The organism is Pseudomonas sp. R37(2017) (assembly GCF_002113375.1).
Taxonomy (GTDB): Bacteria; Pseudomonadota; Gammaproteobacteria; order Pseudomonadales; family Pseudomonadaceae; genus Aquipseudomonas.
In genome coordinates, this window is sequence record NZ_NEHO01000008.1 from 245,904 (window position 1) to 263,345 (window position 17,442).

Genomic DNA, 17,442 nt, shown 5'->3' on the forward strand with positions numbered 1-17,442 from the left:
TCATGATTCCGGAAGTGCTCTACAACACCAACCTGTTCGTTGACGGCATCAGCCTGCAAGGCGATGTGCCGAGCCTGACCCTGCCCAAACTGACGCTCAAGACCGACGAATACCGTGCCGGCGGCATGGACGCGGCGGTCGAACTCGACATGGGTATGGAGAAGCTGGAAGCCAGCTTCCTCACCAACGGCGTGCGCCGCGAGGTGCTGAAGTTCTTTGGCCAGTCCGACCTGACCGGGTTCAACGCCTCGTTCCGCGGTGCCTTCAAGGGTCAGAAAGGTGTGGTCAAGTCGGTGGTCGCCACCCTGCGCGGCAGCCTCAAGGAAGTCGACCCGGGGGACTGGAAACCGGGTGAAAAAGGCGAGTTCAAGTACGCCGTCGCCGTGACCTATTACAAGCTGGAAATCGACGGCAGCGTGATGTTTGAAATCGATCCCCTCAACTCGATCCGCGTCATCGATGGCACCGATCAACTGGCCGCCGTGCGGTCTGCCCTGGGCATGTAAGGAATACCACCATGAGTAACGCAAAAGACAACGCCCTGCCCAAGTGGCTGCAACTGGGCGATGGCATCGCCACCGTCATTTTGTCCAAACCGAGCGAGGCCAACGGCATCAAGGTCGACAAACTGACCCTGCGCGAGCCGACGGTGCGCGAGATGCGCGCCGCCACCCTGCAGGGCGGCAGCAACGAAGAAGAGCAGGAGATGGTCTTGTTCTGCAGCCTGGCGAGCATCGGCCGCGCGGATCTGGAGGGGCTGCTGATGCGTGATTACCGTCGTCTGCAGACCGCCTATTTTCGTCTGGGAGCAGATGACGGGGTTTAACCCCAAGTTGCAAAAAGCCCTGGCCAAACGTCTGGCCGTCGAGCTGAATTTTTCGGCGGCCGAGATTCAGGGGCTGTCGTTTTCCGAGATGGTCTGGTGGCTCACGGATTGAGCCCACGCCGTCGCATGTAGGTGATAAGCATGGCGAACAAACTCTCGCTCGGGCTGGTGATTGGCGGTGCCGTCGATTCTTCGCTCGGCGCCGCCTTCAAGAACGTCAGCGGCGAAATGAAAAAGCTCGAGGTGCAAACCACCCGTGCCAAGGGGCTGCAGAAAGTTATCGGCGAGACCATACGCCTGCGCGATGAATGGAAGAAAGCCCACGACAGCGGGGCGGCCAATGCCGATGCCTTGCTGCGCAAACTGGAGACTAACACCAACAGTCTGCGCAAGCAGGGGATTGAAGTCGGGCGCCTGCGTCAGGAGTACCTGGCGCTGGGCAAGGTGGTGCGCAGTGCCGAGTTCAAGGCCCGTGGTATAGAACAGGTGCAGGAAGGACAAGAGAGCCTGCGCAGCGGATTCGGCACGGCGGTGGCCGGTACCACCCTGGCCGCTGTACCGACCAAGGTCAGCGCGGATTTTCAGGCGATCATTCGCGACATCGCGATCAAGTCCGGTACCGCGAATACCCAGCAGGAAGTGAACACCGCCCGCGACATCGTGCAGACCTCCAAAGACACCGGCATGGCCAATACCCAGGTGGCCGACTTGGTGAACCAGTTGGTCGGCGGCGGCATGGAGTTGGCCCAGGCACTGAAGTATGCCCCGGTGGCTGCCAAGTTTGCGGTCGGGCAGGGCGCGTCGGGCACCGACACCGCGAAAATGATTTTGGCGATGCAAAACAACGCCAAGCTCACTGACCCCAAGAGCATGGAACAGGCCCTGGCATCGGTCGCGCTGCTGGGCCAGCAAGGCAGCTTCGAGGCGGCCGACATGGCCAAGTGGTTTCCGGAACTGTTGGCGCAGATGGCCAGCAGCGGCATCACCGGCCAGGAAGCGGTGACCCAGCTGGGCGCCATGCTGCAAGTGCAGATCAAGAGCGCCGGCAGCGCCGATGAGGCGGCCAACAACCTGAAAAACTGGGTTGCGAAAATCGGTTCGGGGGAGACCGTCAAAGGTTATGCCGATGCCGGGATCGATTATCAGGGCTCGATGAACGCCGCCATTGCCAAGGGCTTGTCGACCTTCGAAGCCAGTTTCGAACTGGCCCGCCGCTATGTGGAAAAGACCGACCCGAAAAAGGCCAAGCAGCTGGAGCAGGGCCTGACCCAGATCAGCCAAGAGACGGATCCAGCCAAGGCGCAAGCGATGGCCGATGCCCTGGCCGCCACTCTGCGCACCGGCGATCTGTTTGCCGACATGCAGGTCAAAACCGCGCTGATGGCGTACACCCAGAACAAGAAACTCTACGCGGACCTGAAAAAAGACGCCGCGGACCCCAACGGCCAGCGCAAGGACATTCTCGACAAAAACCTGCGCGAGCGCCGTGAGTCGTCAGCACAACGCTGGGCTGAAACCGGTCAGGCGTTCAACGATGCGCTGCGCGCGATCGGCGATGCCCTGCGGCCGGCAACGGATGCGCTGGCCACCGGTATCGGTACGGCAGCACGGGGCTTGACCGCGTTGTCCGAGGAAACGCCCAAGGTGGTGCTGGGCCTGGCGGCACTGACTGCCGGTGCGTTGGTGTTGGGCAAGGCTTGGGCTGCGCTGAAGATCGGCCGGGGGCTGGTGAACATCGCCCGCGGTTCGGCCGGCGACCGGTCCAACATCGTGCAGCGGGTGTTCGTGACTAACGCGAATGACGGCGATGACGACGGGCTGGATTACGATTCAGGTCGAAGGAGAAAAGGCCCTGCCAATCGACCGTCCGGTGGCATGAAAGTGGGCGGGGCGCTTGCGGTGGTCGGTGCCGGCATCCAAGTGCTGGACACCTACCAGAACGCCACCACGCGCGATGAGAAGGCCGAAGGCTACGGCGAGGCGGCGGGTAGCCTGGCCGGTGGCTTGGCAGGTGCAGCGGCCGGTGCGGCCATCGGTTCGATCATCCCACTGCTCGGAACCGCAATTGGCGGAATGATCGGTGGCGCGCTCGGCGCGTGGGGCGGTGGTGACGTGGGCGCGACCATGGGCAAGGCCTTGTTTGGCGGGCCGGATACACCAGTCGTACCTAAAGCACCGCTCGGCATCTTACCCATGGCCGCCGGCCAAGGTGTTGGCGCGGTTGTGCGCTCGATGGACAGCGCTCCCACCGTACCGGTCACGGCGGCGGCATTGATGACGACCACGGCGGCCAAAACACCGGAATGGCCGAAGGTTGATCAGCAATTTACCTTCGCGCCGGCACCGGTTTTTCAGGTGCAGGGCGATGTGAAAGACCCGGCCCAGTTCGTCCAGGAAATGATGCCGTACCTGCGGCGCCAGTTTGACGACTTCGCCCGGGAGGCGCGTGACCGTCAGTTGTTTGATGCGCCCCATGTAGGCTGAGGAAGTGTGATGGCGGATGAAAAGACCTACCTGCAGCACCTGCAGGGCGGGCTGAAGTACATGGTCGACGCCGGTGAAGCCGGGCGCACTGACCTGGAGTCAATGACTGGGCCCATGAATGGCGCGCTCAATGAAATCAGCGGGGCGGCCGATGCACTGGAAGGTCTGCCCTTTCTCAGCGAGGACCTGAGCGACAAGACCCGGCGTCTGCAGGATGCGATCAACTCGGCGCAGGCCAAGATCGGCAAGGTGGCCAGCTACTACAACCAGACCCAGCGCGCCCTGGCCCAGTTTGATGAGCACTTTTCCGCCCTGACTGAGCAGATCGGCCGCTTTGGCGCGGCGTTCAACAAGGTCGCCGGCAAGGCCAATGCCACATTAGGCAACATCTTCCCCACCGAATGGTTTGCCAGCGACATGACACCGATTCCCGATGCGGTGAAGCCGTTCCCGCACCTGCTGATCCTCTACCCGCTGAAGACCAATGAGCGGCCGTACTACTTCAACCTGGACACCGCAGCCTTCGACGAACTGCGCCGGCAGACGGCGTTTCGCTGGGCCGCGCAGGAACGCCTGACCCGGCGTCCGGCACAACAGGCGGTGGGGCTGGGTGAGGAGAAAATCACCATCAAGGGCGCGATCTACCCGAGCTTCAAAGGTGGGCTGAAGCAGCTGGATAGGCTGCGCAGCATCGGTGCCAAGTTGCTGCCGCTGAACCTCACCACGGGTTATGGCGAGGTGCTGGGCAACTGGTGCCTGACCACTATCGACGAGGAACAAAGCGCGTTGCTGCCCGGGGCGATCCCGCGCAAGCAGGGCTTTTCATTGGAGTTTGTCCGGTATGGCGATGACCTGCAGAACGGCTGACGGGGATCTGCTCGACAGCCTGTGCCACCACTATTACGGCCATCTGAACCGCAGCGTCGAGGCGGTGCTAGCGGCCAATCAGGGTCTGGCCGATGAACCACAGCCGTTCCGGGCCGGCCTGCTGATCACGCTGCCGGAGCTGGTGGTGGAGACCGACAGTGTGATTTCGCTGTGGGACTGATCCCCGTACCAAGCCCGCCGCGTGCGGGCTTTTTCTTGTCTGAGGTGTCGACATGCAACCACTTTTCCGTATCGTCGCCGACGGTGCCGACATCACCACCTTGATCAATGATCGACTGGTGTCGCTGCAGCTATCCGATCGGCCCGGCATGGCCTCCGATTCGTTCGAGTTGCGCATTGATGACCGTGACGGCGCGGTGTCGCTGCCTGCCCGTGGTGCCAGTATCGAGATCTACTTGGGCTATTCCGGCGCCGACCTGACGCGCATGGGTCGTTACACCGTCGACGAGGTGACGGTTTCCGGCCCGCCGGACACGCTGGTGATCAGCGGCAAGGCCAGCGACATGCGTGGCAGCGGCAAGACCACGCGTAGCGGCAGTTGGGAGGACGTCAGCCTGGCGCAGATTGTCGGTGACGTGGCAGCGCGCAATGGCTGGCAGCCATCGTGCCCGGTCGACACCCGGGTACCACGCATGGACCAATTGAATGAATCAGACTTCAATTTCATCACCCGGCTGGCCAAAAAGCACGACTGCACCGCCAAGGTGGCCGACGGCAAACTGCTGGTCCTGCCGCGACAGGGTGGGCAGAGCGCGAGTGGCAAGGCCTTGGCGGTCATCACCCTGCAGCGTAGTGACGTGACCCGCTGGCAGTTTCGCTTGAGCGATCGCAGCACCCATCAGGGCGTCAGCACCCAGTACCAGGACCCGGCCAGCGGCGAACTATTGGTCTCGCACCTGGACAACCCCAACGTGCCGGAAGGCCTGCCGCCGGTGCACACCGACCGCCATCTCTACCCGGACCGGACGGCGGCCGACGAGGCCGCGAAGGCACGTTTGGCCGCGTTTAATCGTTCGACTGCCTCGGTGCGTCTCGATCTACCGGGCCGGACCGACCTGTTTGCCGAAATCATGATCCAGGCGCAAGGCTTCAAGCGCGGGCTCGATGGTGAATACCTGGTGGAGTCGGTCGATCACACCTTCACCCCATCCGGGTGGACGGTGTCGGTGGAGTGCAATGGCGGAAAGGAAGGCAAGGCCAAGGCCTCGGGTAAGCCGCAGAACGTTGTACTTGAAGTGCCGAATTGATTGCCCGGGCGCGTGAGTCGTCCCGTGCCAGAGTTTCAAAAATCAAAGTAAAAGGAGCGGCCAGACTGGATGCGTCAACATCCAGCCTGGCCACCGTCCCCGCAGATTGTCCCTGCAAGTCCCGCCAAGGCTCCTGCTCTGTGCACAAAGCGGAGCGAGCCTAGCACCTGTTTATTTATACAGTAAAGGTCTTGCTATCCATGTCTTCACCCATCATCCCTTGGATGGGCGGCAAACGCCGTCTGGCCAATCGCCTTATTCCGCTGTTTCCACCGCATGAATGCTACGTCGAAGTGTTTGCTGGCGGCGCCGCGCTGTATTTTATGCGGCCCCAAGCCGCACCGGTGGAAGTGCTCAATGATATCAACGGTGACCTGGTGACCCTGTACCGCGTGGTGCAGAACCACCTCGAAGAGTTTGTGCGCCAGTTCAAATGGGCGCTCAGTTCGCGGCAGGTGTTCGAGTGGCAGAAAATGACCCGACCGGAAACCCTCACCGATATCCAGCGCGCCGCCCGATTTTTCTACCTGCAGCACCATGCCTTCGCCGGCAAGGTCTCCGGGCAGACCTTCGGTACCGCGACCACCGCCCCGGCCATCAACCTGTTGCGCATCGAAGAAAACCTTTCGGCCGCCTGGCAACGCCTGTCTGGCACCTATGTCGAAAACCTCCCCTGGCTGGAGTGTGCCGAACGCTACGACCGTGCCCATACCTTCCACTACATGGATCCGCCGTACTGGCAGACCGCGGGCTATGGTGTGGATTTTCCGTTCGAAAACTACGAACGCATGGCCGACTTCATGCGCCGCTGCAAGGGCAGGGTGATGGTCAGTATCAACGACCACCCCGATATCCGCAGGGTGTTCGAAGGCTTTCACTTTGAGACGCTGGATATTCGTTACACCACGACCAACCAGCGGCAGGGCAAGGCCGAGGTCAGTGGCGAACTGGTGATCATGAACTGGGAGCCGGTAGCGTTGGGAGGACTATTTTGACGTGACAGCCTGAGTCGTCTGCTACCCGTCGTGACTGGCAGAAATCGGCCAAAGCGGACACTTCGTAATGACAAAAACGGGGGCGATTTGCATCACATGCAATGCTTACCGGCAAATATGAGTCAGAATTAAAAAATGTGGTTGTCGTTTGCCGAAAACATAGTTCATGATCCGAACGAAGGCGGGTGGTATTTTCGTCGCCATAATGAAAGAATTTCAGAAATGCTCTATTACGGGGGAGATATGGCAGAAAAACCGAAGGACAAAGGTCGAGAGAAAAGCGAAAGCAGCAACAGAGGCCCACGTCCAGATTCTGGGAAGGTATATAGAGATAGTAACGAGTCGTTCGAGAAACGGGATCGTACTGCCGTCTTTGATACACTTGAGCCACCAAAGCCACGACCTGGCAAGGGGTAAAGGCGATGACCCAAACAGCTGAAGAGCTTTCACTACGGTGGCATAACCAGCTGTTCGGCATTCGTCGATCCATTCGTTACCATCTTCGCCGCAGGGCATTCTTCGAGCGCCTTGACCAATTGTCTAATATGTTCTCTGTGATATTCGGGTCAACTGCCGTCTACGGAATACTGGATACTAATGCGAAGGTGCTTGCATTGGCGTCTTCTGCGGTCGTTACTGTTCTGGCCTCCATTAACTTGGTGGTCGGCAGTGCACAACGGGCTCGTGCTCATTCGGATTTCGTACGCCAGTATGTCGAATTAGAGAAACGCATGCTTGTGCCACCTACTGAAGATTGTCTCTTGGCGATAATGACAGACCGCCTCAGCATTGAGGCAGGTGAGCCGCCCGTGTTGCACGTACTCAATAGCATTTGTCACAACGAGCTGATGCGCTCGATGGGATATAAAAAAGAGGAATTGGTAAAGATTGGATTAGCACAGCGCCTACTTGCTCACTTCGTCGATTTTCGCGGTGATGCTATTCATTGATAGCGATAGACTAGAGTTTTGCTCCTGCGGTTACGGCCAAGCCGAATGCCCCCATTGACCTATTCGAATACGAATGACGCTCTGTCAATAGGGGGTATCACATATGCTCGTGCACTAGTTAAGATTTAGTTTGCATTCTTAGCAAGAAAAGAGTCGAGACAGAACCAAGGAACCCGATCTTCAAGCAGTAATGATCCAATAATTGAAAGCTGGTAAACCAATTTCTCGCCAGTTTGCCACGATATCGTCCAAGACTTTATGAAGTCTTCAATACGAAAAACGTCAAAACCTATTTGCCATCCTTCATTAGAACCACCCTCCATTACCATCAAGGAGTAATTAACATAGGTGGCTGGCTGATAACAGGAGAAATTCAAACCATCGAGTTGCCACAGATCTTCATCGAGAACATCCTCAAGTTTGAAAATCTTCGCTGCGCGCAATAGGACGGCCAGTGTTTCAATTGGCCTCTCAACTAGGTCATAGTTATTCTTAAAATTTTCATACTCCCTGGAAAGTAAGTAGCTTAGAGCTTTTTCAGGTGGCATGTCGTATCTTGAGAGCTTACCTTTACAGCTAACAACTGAATTAAATAGCAATCCTATAACCTGTTCGGCTTCATCATTGAGATTAAGCGCTTTGGCCACGGCCAGAGACACCTCCCAGTGAGATGCTTGAGCGTCACTCAAAGCAACCACGGAGCCAGAATAGTTTTCAAGTATAAGCTTTAGAAGCTCAGAAAATTGAAGTCCTGCCTTTTCCTGGAGTGATTCTGGCGCACAAAGATACGTCGCTCCAGCCCATCCTAAAATCTTTGAGATACGAAGAGGTAATTGGTACAGCTCAACAAAACCTCCACCCTCGCTTGGTAGTAAACAGTATTTGTTTGCTTTTAATGAATTAATTAAGGACTCGTGGACGGCTAGCAAATCATCAACAAGCTTATTAATTAGGAGTGTGGCGCCTGCATCAACTGCAGGTGTTCCTAGACTGGGAAGCAAACAAGTCGCTATTCCTGCAGTAACTAATGGCGACCGATAAACATCTTTAGCTTGCACAGCTTTTGCAGAAAAAGTCACAGCTAACCGTTCAGCGCAGCCAACTAATACCCAATCGTTTTGGCGGCATGGATTTAATACAGAATTGACAAGGGAAATGAATTGCGGCGCATTCCACTGCCTGTCAAGTACGCCATATACATTCCATATATTGTTGTAGTTATCCCGTATTGCATTATCGAGATCAGCGGGCCAGTGGTGTATTAAGCTGCGTAGGGATGTATTCGGGTCAGTTTCAAACCTCGGGTTACGGCAGAAGCTTGGAGGTCCATACAGGTTCAGACCCCAGACGATTGCATTTTGCCCATAAGCTTCTAGTTTTTTTGATATACGTCTACCTATTTCGACTAGATCCAAAACGCTCGCGCTATCTTGAACAAAGTCTCTGCCTTCAATACAATCGAGAATTGCATTCGTACCAATTCCCCCAGCGCGCGTCTCGCCTGAAGTTTGATTTTTTGCCGAGGTGGCAACCAGGGTTAAAGCAGGTGTGCCAGCATCGCCAATGAGTTCAGGTTTTAATAGGACTCCGAGGTCTGATATGAGCCCGCCACTCTGGCAAGCATCTATAATTATATTACTTTGCTTTGGCGAAGTTTCATTGAGGAATCTAAATAATTCACTCAAAGACAGGGCTGTCATGGATTGTACTTTTGGACTTGTATCTCGGAGCCACATATGGAAGCTTCCAGAACTCACGCCTCCATGCCCTGCAAAAAAAAATGTGAAATTCTCTATTTGTGGATTGTCAAAAAGCGTTTTTTTTAATGCCGATCTTACTTCCTCAATAGTCGGAGACGGCAGAAATAGCGAGTGGTCGCAGTCGAATTGACCAACTTCAGGTTTCACAAGTGCATCAAATATTCTTTTTGCATCATCCTCTGCTGAGTCTAGGGGCGTTAAATGCTCGTATTCGTTACATCCTATTGCAAGCAGGATCCTCATTGCTCACTTTCTCCGTAACGCACGAACTTTGCTTTTCGCTCAATCTCTCTCTCCAAAGCTTCGGTTATTTTTCTTTCCTTAATATCTTCGACCAGTTCGTTATACTCTGGAGTGCTTTCTTGCATTGTCCTTGCGAACTCATTAAACGCATCGGTTCCAAGGTGGATCTCTGGGAGTTTCACTTCTCCTGTCTTATCAGCACTGAACTCGATTTTTTCAAGCATTTCCAAGAAGGCTTGCTGGAGGGAGCCAGATTTTGTCGCATCTACGACGTTACCAGTTTGATCACAAACTTTCGATATTGAGGCATAGATCATGCGAGCAAACTGTGCATCCATGTCCTCTTGGAATCTGTTGAAACACTTCTCTAGAACTGTTATGTCATGGGAAATTATGCTCTCAAGCGCAATCTCAAATAGAGTGGAGTGGGTTTCAATTCCACCATTGTATACCTGAGGAGCAGCAGGGTTGCTGAATGTAGCTCCATGCTTAATACGTTGCGCGCTTTCAGGGGAAACATATTTTGCCATTGCATGTTGCTGAAGTGTATGGAGAAGTTTTCGCAGAGACTCATTGAATTTGTCTACGAACTCAGGATCTACAAAATAATCAACAAACGAGTTACGATCTTCCATACTCCGTCACCGTTCTATTCAGTCTAGTGAAGATAGGTGGCAAAGTCCGCCGTGTCCACACATGACTGCCATGTGGGTGGTCAAGACTCCGCCTCCGTTGACATTTTTGAGTGCAGAGCAAATTTAGGATCAGCTCTGTTTGCTGTGCACATGTGCAGGCTGTCAAGATAGTCGAACGTCCACTTTTGGCCATTGCTGCCCATCACGAAGGGCTGCAATCGACCCAATATAGACCCTCGCCAGGGTATGCATACGGCCGATTCTGTTGAAAAAGTCGGCCACGGTTTCCTCGGCAGAAAAGTACGTGCGTGAGATTGAAATCTTAACTTTGAGCAGAGGCTTCCTCACTCCGATTTCACGCAGGAACGTGCAAAAAAAGCGTTTTCACCGATCAACGATGAGACCGTTTCGGCAAAGCGACTTTTTCAACAGAATCGGCCAGAAGCGGCTATTGGGCATAGGGCCTATTCAAGCGTCTCGGATTCGATTCCATTGCTCTTTGTGTTGAGCCATTTCGCTTTTTACAACCGAAGCCTGCTTCTCCAGGCGACTGATTCCAAGTTGCTTGGATGTGCCGCGAAGCGCTTGGGCCTCGGCATGCGTGAGGATGTAGCAATCGGCTGTTCGTTCACCGTGGACTACAACAACAACCAAAAAATCGAACTCACGCGCGAGCGATCCGATGGTGTTATTCGTGCTCTTGTTGTGCAATTCGGTAGCTTTGACCTGAATTCTTACGATTCGTCCCGACGCCGAGATCGCGGTTATATCGTAGCTATCTTGATTAACTTTAATCGCGGGGTATGCTTCAATTTCGTTCTCAAGCAGGCGCGTTAGAACAAGGTACTCGCCAAACTTACCAATGAACTTCATATTTCTTCCTGTGCAAAATAGGGGAAAGATCTTTTTTTGCCTACTAAAATTACGCATCTGGTTCAGCGCGCTCATGGTTTCACTTCCGCACATAACTCCTCCGTCCTCCCAGCGTCCGGCAATGGACTCCTCCACGAGATCCGGTGCAGACCAATGGATGCTGGCGGGAAATCAAACCACCGCAGTCATTAGGGCTTGGATGGTGAAGGTTTCTTTGCTACGGATTTCGGTTTTGGCTTTGACGTTACTGTCACTGGAGCTAATTTTTTTTGCTGGCTTTTGACCACTGAGGATCTGGCTACTCGTGGCTTAGCTGCAGTAGTAGGCTTCGATACGACAATCTTGGCCAATCGCTTGGCGGCTTTCTTGGCAGTGCCAGTAATGGTCATGGAAAGCTGAGTACCACTGCCGATTCGCTTAAAGTAGGCAACATTTTGGTTGTGCACTCTTTCCAGATCCAACCAGTCGCTGCTGGCGCCAAGGGAGTCAGCCTTGAACTGATTGTCCTCAAGGACTCGCAGCATTTGCGGGTAGCGTTTCTTATGAAAGTCCCAAGCCGTCAGAAACTTACTTCTGACGTGGGGCAGGGGGTGCGAGCGCATCTGGTCATGGATGTGCTGGAGAAACTTGATCTGGCCGAATACGTCCGGAGCCACATCGCCAACGGGAGGGTTAAACACTGTTGGAAATACGCCGAAAGCGTGTTTGTTGAGGTATTCCAGATGCTGATTCAGATAGACAAAGGAAAACTCATCGTTGAACCGGGTCAGGTGGAAGGTCTGATTGAACTTGACACACTCGTTGTCCATGAATAGACCAAGCGAGGGGATGTCCTTCTCTGCCTTGTGAGCCTTGATCAACGCGCTTCCGTAAAAGCAGTCGACATGGTCCAGTTCGTAGTGGAAGAACTCCCCCGCGACCAACGTTGCCCGGAAATAGATGTCTTGTCCGATCAAGCGGTCATGAAGGTCCTCCGCGAACTCCGTCAGATACATGACCAGATACTTCCGGTCGTAATCGTTGGTGGGTGCGTCGTTGTTATAGACCAGGATGGTGTCGGAAAAGACAATCGTTGTGAAACTGTTGTGCTTGTGGACGTTCAACGTGTCAAGGATCGAGTAGACACGAGCCACCTTGCGCGGGTCTTTGGCCACCATTTCGGTAAAGCCGAGGATATCGATATACAGCAGGAAACGGTCCGACATTGCAGTGTTCTTGTGATGTTGGCGACACGCCATCATCGCTGGCTTTCAGTACATTTACCACAATCAAAAAAATGCCCCTGACGGGGCCTTAAGTCATCAAGGACTCTTCGGCGACGGCGACGGCGACGGCGACGTTGGCGCATATCGCCTTTGACTGGATTCGAAGGTGCCTTCGGCGTCGAAGGCAGATAGGGGGCGAACGCTTTCTGGTGTCGCGACTGGTAGGATGGGGGGATTTGGAGCGGTGTCAAGCGTCGGCTTTGGGGCGGAAACAGGCACTCGCCAACGGCCGCTATTGGTTGCAGTCATTCCGGCGCCATCATCACCGCGAGCGTCATTTTGATGAACTCTTCATTCTTATCGAGTGCTTCCAGGGCTCCGCGCACGTTGTCGGCGACGTCAGCCGATCCGCGCTGCTCGACCCAATTCGACAGCTCCATGATGGCGGCTTCCAAGGCGAGCTGGTTTTCGTTGATCTTGAAGAGCAGGGAAGGGAGTAGATCTGAATTTTGCATCGCGAATCCTCCGTAGAGATTTCAGCGTAGCAGCGGGTCTTGATCAGGGCGGGCAAGGGAGCAGGGCGAGAGGATGGTTGTGCGCAAAACCTCCGCTGGAAGCCGCGGATTATCGTTTGCGAAATCACAAAAAAGTGGATTTTTTGCCACCCTAAATAGAGGTATTAATCCTTTTAAAACAATATGTTAGGTAAATCAGGTCCCCAATATGGGGTGCTAGCGGCAAACGTGGCGCTATTGGTCGTTTGTTGCCCTCGCGAAGCGCTGAGTCGGCCCATAGCTGTCGTTGGCCAAAGACAGAAATCGGCCAGACGTGGCCGTTGGGGCAACGAATATTTCCTCCTCGAACATTGGAGCTGATGCCCTGAGGTAGGGCTTCGATCAAGCCATTATCTCAGCCCATTGCTGCTTGCCTCACCTTCCAATGCTTGCTTTACATATGAAAATTCGCATATACAGTATTCCATATGTACTGAGGAGGCAGGGCTTCGAACACGCCTCCTGTAGTTATGACTGCTGACCACCTGCGGCGCAGCAGAGTAAATGCCAACGCAGAGGCCGCAATGGCTGACCAAATGAACCCCACCATCGTATTCAAATGCCTGGCAGACGACACCCGTTTGCGCCTGATGCTCTTGATCACCCGCGAAGAGGAACTATGCGTTTGCGAGCTGACCTGTGCCCTGGATGAAAGCCAGCCAAAGATTTCACGCCACCTCGCGCAGTTGCGCACGAGCGGGTTGCTGGCGGATCGACGCCAGGGCCAATGGGTGTATTACCGCTTGCACCCTGATCTCCCGGACTGGGTACGCCGCGTACTGAGTACTGCGCTGGACGCCAACCAGCAGTGGTTGGCCCCCGAAACCAGACGCCTGAACGCCATGGGTGATCGCCCGGAGCGGGTAGCCGCCTGCTGCTGAGCATCTGCCAGGAACTTCTCCTTTCTCTCAACAGCTATCTGAGAACACGAACATGAGTATCAAAATTGGTATCAATGGCTTCGGTCGTATCGGTCGCTTGGCGCTGCGCGCTGCCTGGGACTGGCCGGAGTTCGAGTTCGTCCGGATCAATGACCCGGCAGGTGACGCCTCGACCCACGCCCACCTGTTGAACTTCGACTCGGTGCATGGACGCTGGCACCACGAAGCCGGTGCCGAAAGTGACTGCGTAGTGATAGGCGGCAAGCGTATTCGTGTCACCGCCAGCCAGACCATCGCCGACACCGACTGGTCGGACTGCGATCTGGTGATCGAGGCCAGCGGCAAAATGAAGACCGTGGCCGTGCTCCAGGCCTACCTCGACCACGGCGTGAAGCGGGTAGTGGTCAGTGCTCCGGTGAAGGAAAAGGGCGCACTGAACGTGGTCATGGGTGTCAATCAGCACCTATTCAATGCGACGGAGCATCGCATCGTCACCGCTGCGTCCTGCACCACCAACTGCCTGGCACCGGTGGTCAAGGTGATCCACGAGAAGCTCGGTATCCGCCACGGCTCCATCACCACCATCCACGACCTGACCAATACCCAGAGCATCCTCGACCAGCCACACAAGGATTTGCGCCGTGCCCGTGCCTCGGGTATGAGCCTGATCCCAACCACGACCGGCTCAGCCACGGCCATCGCGGAAATCTTCCCCGAGTTGCGCGGTCGCCTGAATGGTCACGCTGTGCGCGTGCCACTGGCCAACGCCTCGCTGACTGATTGTGTGTTCGAAGTGGAACGCGCGACCAGCATCGAGGAGGTCAATCAGTGGCTCAAGTCGGCTGCCGAGAACGAGCTGAAAGGCATCCTTGGTTTTGAGGAGCGCCCGCTGGTGTCCATCGATTACCGCACCGATCCGCGCTCCGCGATCATTGATGCGCTGTCGACGCTGGTGGTCAATGGCACCCAGGTGAAGCTCTACGCCTGGTACGACAACGAGTGGGGCTACGCCAACCGCACCGTCGAACTGGCCCGCCTGGTCGGCCTGGCCGGCTGAACGGGAGCGAGTAGCGATCATGCGTGCGTTGTCAGCCCTTTCCCCGGAAATCCGCCAGTACCTGTTGGTCACCGGCAACTACTGGGCCTTCACCCTCACCGATGGCGCCTTGCGCATGCTGGTGGTGCTGCATTTCCACACGTTGGGCTACACGCCGTTGCAGATCGCCGCGTTGTTCCTGTTCTACGAAATCTTCGGTGTCATCACCAACCTGGTGGGTGGTTACCTGGGCGCGCACCTGGGGTTGAACCGCACCATGAATCTCGGTCTGGGCATGCAGGTCATAGCCTTGCTGATGCTGGCTGTGCCGGCGCCCTGGCTGACCATCCCGTGGGTGATGGGTGCGCAAGCACTGTCGGGCATCGCCAAGGATCTCAACAAGATGAGCGCCAAGAGTTCGATCAAGCTCCTGGTGCCGAACAGCCAGCAGGGCACCTTGTACCAATGGGTGGCCATCCTCACCGGCTCGAAGAACGCCTTGAAGGGCGTCGGCTTCTTCCTCGGTGGTGCTCTGCTGGCTCTTCTGGGATTCAAGGGGGCGGTCGCTGCGATGGCGGCGGTACTCGCGCTGATCTGGATCGGCAGTCTCGTCATGCTGAAAAAAGATCTGGGCAAGGCCAAGGCCAAGCCGAAGTTCCGAGACATCCTGTCCAAGAGCCAAGCGATCAACATCCTCTCCGCCGCGCGGTTGTTCCTCTTCGGCGCGAGGGACGTCTGGTTCGTGGTGGCGCTGCCGGTGTACCTGAGTACGGTGTTCGGCTGGGACTTCTGGCTGGTGGGTGGTTTCCTTGCCGCCTGGATCATCGGCTACGGCATAGTCCAGTCACTCGCGCCGGCCATCACCGGCAAGCAGCGTGGCCATGTCCCGGATGGGCGTGCGGCGTTTGTCTGGGCCAGTCTGTTGGCGATGTTACCCGCCGCCATTGCCATCGGCCTCGCGACAGGCTGGTCAGCCCAGATCGTGTTGCTCGGCGGACTGATGCTCTTCGGCGTGCTGTTCGCGGTGAATTCCTCGCTGCACAGCTACCTGATCGTCAGCTATGCCAAGGAAGACGGCGTGTCGCTGGATGTGGGGTTCTACTACATGTCCAACGCCCTGGGCCGGTTGATTGGAACGCTGCTGTCCGGCTGGGTATTCCAGGCATATGGACTGGAGGCCTGCCTGTGGATTTCTACCGTCTTCGTCCTCTTGGCTGCATCGATTTCCGTAGCGTTGCCTGGGCATTCGCAGGTCATGTGAGTTGCATGACATACGCAGTGCTTTTACCAACACTGTCCAATGTCCATTTCTGGTCGTTCATTGCTAGTCCTTTCAGGCAGTTATTGGCAGATTGGTGCCCTGTGTACTCATTCCGGCGCCATGAGCACTGCGAGGCTTTTTTTGAGAAAATCTTCATTATTGCCGATCGTTTGCAGGGCACTGCGAACATTGCCGCCCACCTCCGCTGATCCTCTTTGCTCAACCCAAAGCGTCAGCTCCATGATGGCGGCCTCCAGCGCAAGTTGATTTTCGTTGATCTTGAACAGCAGGAAAGGGAGCAGGTCTGAGTTAGGCATCGCGAATCCTCCGTGAAGCATTCAGCATATCAGTCGAAGGGTGAGAGGGAGACTTGTTAACTCCCTTTTGTTAGAAAAGGTCGACTTCCCCAGATCACAAAAGAAGAGCCGGTAGTGGCTGTGGATTCAACCGGCCAGCAGCACTTTTCATTGATCGACAAACGTGGACAAGGTGTGCTTCTCCTCAATTCCGGCACATGGCATGACGGGCTCTGTCTGGGGTCTGCCCAGTCCAGTCCTGGAATGCACGATAGAAAGAATTGGGATCTTCGAAGCCGAGGAGAAAGGCGATCTCCCCGCTGGACATTGTGGTGTGCCCCAGGTAATGGCGGGCTAGACTCTCCCGCGTAGCATTGACCACAGCACGAAAACTTTCCCCCTCGTCTTCAAGGCGACGCTGCAACGTGCGCTTGCTCAAGCCCAAGCGTTCAGCGGTCTTCTCGATGGTGGCGGCGTTGCTGGGCAGCAGTTCCAGCAGAACGGCACGCACGCGCTCCGCTGTCGTCGCCGTCGCATCGAGCTCGCTGAGTCGGCGGACAAGATCAGGCTCGAACACACGCCACATGCCTTCGTTGACAGTCAGAAATGGAAGTAAGGCATCCACAGCGGCGAACGTGATACTTGGGCTTGCTCCGAGTTGCACGGGTGCGCCGAAGAAGGTCTCGTAACGTCGGGCGTAAGCGCTGGGCGGGAGTTGCGGAAGCTCCACCCGATGCGCCTTGACGGGCTCGCGGGTCGCGAGTCGGGCCAGTCGCAAGAAAAATGCGATCTCGGCCACTTGTAGCGAATACGGCACATCAGCTTGGGCCGACAGCCAACGAGGTGCCACCGTCAGTTCGCCCGCCTTACTCACGTCCACCTCCAGGCTCATGGGAGCAACGAGTTGCTTGTACTTAGCGATGCGCTGTACCGCCTGCATTAGATTGGCGCTGCACAGCGCTGCGAATAGGGGGGGATCGAAAGACTCGGCGGAGAGGGCTTCGACGATGCGCAAGGGAAACATGACATCACCTGCCTCGGCCTCCAAAGCGCGCCAGAAACGGAAATAGTCTTCGGTAAAGAGCCCATGTCCTCCACGGGAAAGCAAATCGTCAGGAAGCCCGGCCCTTCGCAACACATGACCGGGCTGGAGGCCTAAGTCCTTCAATATAGCCTGCCAGCCGATATCTACTGGAAAGGTATTGTTTTGCACGGTTACTACTCCATCGTCATTCAACGGGGCGCCATACCTCCCCATTCAAACTACACACCGAGTATAGAGAGCTTGGGGACTTTGAATAATTCAAA

General features: G+C 55.8%; 19 protein-coding genes. 12 read left to right on the plus strand and 7 right to left on the minus strand.

Translation table 11 applies throughout. From position 1 onward, the window contains the following. The first annotated feature begins 2 nt into the window (after positions 1–2). The 9 genes from CAG47_RS15710 (at position 3) to CAG47_RS15745 (ending at position 7,390) form a co-directional block, all read left to right on the plus strand. Entirely contained in the window at positions 3–506 is a 504-nt protein-coding gene (locus CAG47_RS15710) for a phage major tail tube protein (protein ID WP_085725766.1), read from the plus strand. A gap of 11 nt (positions 507–517) precedes the next feature. Beyond that, positions 518–826: a phage tail assembly protein gene (locus CAG47_RS15715; RefSeq protein ID WP_085725767.1), complete on the plus strand. Its 309-nt coding sequence runs from the start codon at positions 518–520 to the stop codon at positions 824–826. Beyond that, positions 813–938 carry a hypothetical protein gene (locus CAG47_RS29015; protein ID WP_256577455.1) on the plus strand — a complete coding sequence of 42 codons (126 nt, stop codon included), beginning with the start codon at positions 813–815 and terminating at the stop codon, positions 936–938. Before CAG47_RS15715 ends, CAG47_RS29015 begins: the two co-directional genes overlap by 14 nt. Positions 939–967: 29 nt before the next feature. Next, on the plus strand, positions 968–3,310 hold the full coding sequence (locus tag CAG47_RS15720; RefSeq protein ID WP_085725768.1) for a phage tail tape measure protein: 2,343 nt from the start codon (positions 968–970) through the stop codon (positions 3,308–3,310). A 9-nt stretch (positions 3,311–3,319) separates the two neighbouring features. Continuing rightward, a complete protein-coding gene (locus CAG47_RS15725) occupies positions 3,320–4,177 on the plus strand; it encodes a phage tail protein (protein WP_085725769.1) in 858 nt (285 codons plus the stop codon). Then, positions 4,152–4,358 carry a tail protein X gene (locus CAG47_RS15730; RefSeq protein WP_085725826.1) on the plus strand — a complete coding sequence of 69 codons (207 nt, stop codon included), beginning with the start codon at positions 4,152–4,154 and terminating at the stop codon, positions 4,356–4,358. Before CAG47_RS15725 ends, CAG47_RS15730 begins: the two co-directional genes overlap by 26 nt. Before the next feature lie 52 nt (positions 4,359–4,410). Beyond that, entirely contained in the window at positions 4,411–5,445 is a 1,035-nt protein-coding gene (locus tag CAG47_RS15735) for a phage late control D family protein (protein WP_085725770.1), read from the plus strand. Positions 5,446–5,645: 200 nt separating this feature from the next. Continuing rightward, on the plus strand, positions 5,646–6,440 hold the full coding sequence (locus tag CAG47_RS15740) for a DNA adenine methylase (RefSeq protein WP_085725771.1): 795 nt from the start codon (positions 5,646–5,648) through the stop codon (positions 6,438–6,440). A 422-nt stretch (positions 6,441–6,862) separates the two neighbouring features. Beyond that, positions 6,863–7,390 carry a hypothetical protein gene (locus CAG47_RS15745; protein ID WP_085725772.1) on the plus strand — a complete coding sequence of 176 codons (528 nt, stop codon included), beginning with the start codon at positions 6,863–6,865 and terminating at the stop codon, positions 7,388–7,390. A 125-nt stretch (positions 7,391–7,515) separates the two neighbouring features. Here the strand turns inward: CAG47_RS15745 and CAG47_RS15750 are convergent, their stop codons facing one another. The 5 genes from CAG47_RS15750 to CAG47_RS15775 form a co-directional block, all read right to left on the minus strand. Then, complete coding sequence (locus CAG47_RS15750) at positions 7,516–9,393, minus strand: caspase family protein (RefSeq protein WP_085725773.1); 1,878 nt, start codon at positions 9,391–9,393, stop codon at positions 7,516–7,518. After that, on the minus strand, positions 9,390–10,028 hold the full coding sequence (locus CAG47_RS15755) for a hypothetical protein (protein WP_085725774.1): 639 nt from the start codon (positions 10,026–10,028) through the stop codon (positions 9,390–9,392). Before CAG47_RS15755 ends, CAG47_RS15750 begins: the two co-directional genes overlap by 4 nt. 468 nt (positions 10,029–10,496) lie before the next feature. Next, positions 10,497–10,976 (minus strand): hypothetical protein, encoded by a 480-nt coding sequence (locus CAG47_RS15765; protein WP_143515862.1) that lies wholly within the window; start codon positions 10,974–10,976, stop codon positions 10,497–10,499. Positions 10,977–11,089: 113 nt separating this feature from the next. Beyond that, positions 11,090–12,106 (minus strand): hypothetical protein, encoded by a 1,017-nt coding sequence (locus CAG47_RS15770; RefSeq protein ID WP_085725777.1) that lies wholly within the window; start codon positions 12,104–12,106, stop codon positions 11,090–11,092. 305 nt (positions 12,107–12,411) lie between these two features. Beyond that, the gene (locus CAG47_RS15775) at positions 12,412–12,621 is read right to left on the minus strand and encodes a hypothetical protein (protein WP_085725778.1); all 210 of its coding nucleotides are present in this window, start codon (positions 12,619–12,621) and stop codon (positions 12,412–12,414) included. Between the two features lie 563 nt (positions 12,622–13,184). Here CAG47_RS15775 and CAG47_RS15780 point away from each other — a divergent pair. From CAG47_RS15780 to arsJ, 3 genes are read left to right on the plus strand one after another with little or no spacing between them, the layout of a single operon-like run. Next, a complete protein-coding gene (locus tag CAG47_RS15780; RefSeq protein WP_085725779.1) occupies positions 13,185–13,541 on the plus strand; it encodes a metalloregulator ArsR/SmtB family transcription factor in 357 nt (118 codons plus the stop codon). Positions 13,542–13,593: 52 nt separating this feature from the next. Continuing rightward, the gene (locus CAG47_RS15785) at positions 13,594–14,598 is read left to right on the plus strand and encodes an ArsJ-associated glyceraldehyde-3-phosphate dehydrogenase (RefSeq protein WP_085725780.1); all 1,005 of its coding nucleotides are present in this window, start codon (positions 13,594–13,596) and stop codon (positions 14,596–14,598) included. A 19-nt stretch (positions 14,599–14,617) separates the two neighbouring features. Beyond that, complete coding sequence (gene arsJ, locus CAG47_RS15790) at positions 14,618–15,838, plus strand: organoarsenical effux MFS transporter ArsJ (RefSeq protein WP_085725781.1); 1,221 nt, start codon at positions 14,618–14,620, stop codon at positions 15,836–15,838. Positions 15,839–15,945: 107 nt separating this feature from the next. On the opposite strand, the gene CAG47_RS15795 is transcribed toward arsJ, so the two are convergent. After that, positions 15,946–16,155: a hypothetical protein gene (locus CAG47_RS15795; protein WP_085725782.1), complete on the minus strand. Its 210-nt coding sequence runs from the start codon at positions 16,153–16,155 to the stop codon at positions 15,946–15,948. A 184-nt stretch (positions 16,156–16,339) separates the two neighbouring features. Continuing rightward, positions 16,340–17,347, minus strand: coding sequence for an AraC family transcriptional regulator (locus tag CAG47_RS15800; protein WP_143515863.1), 1,008 nt, complete (start codon positions 17,345–17,347; stop codon positions 16,340–16,342). Between the last annotated feature and the right edge of the window lie 95 nt (positions 17,348–17,442).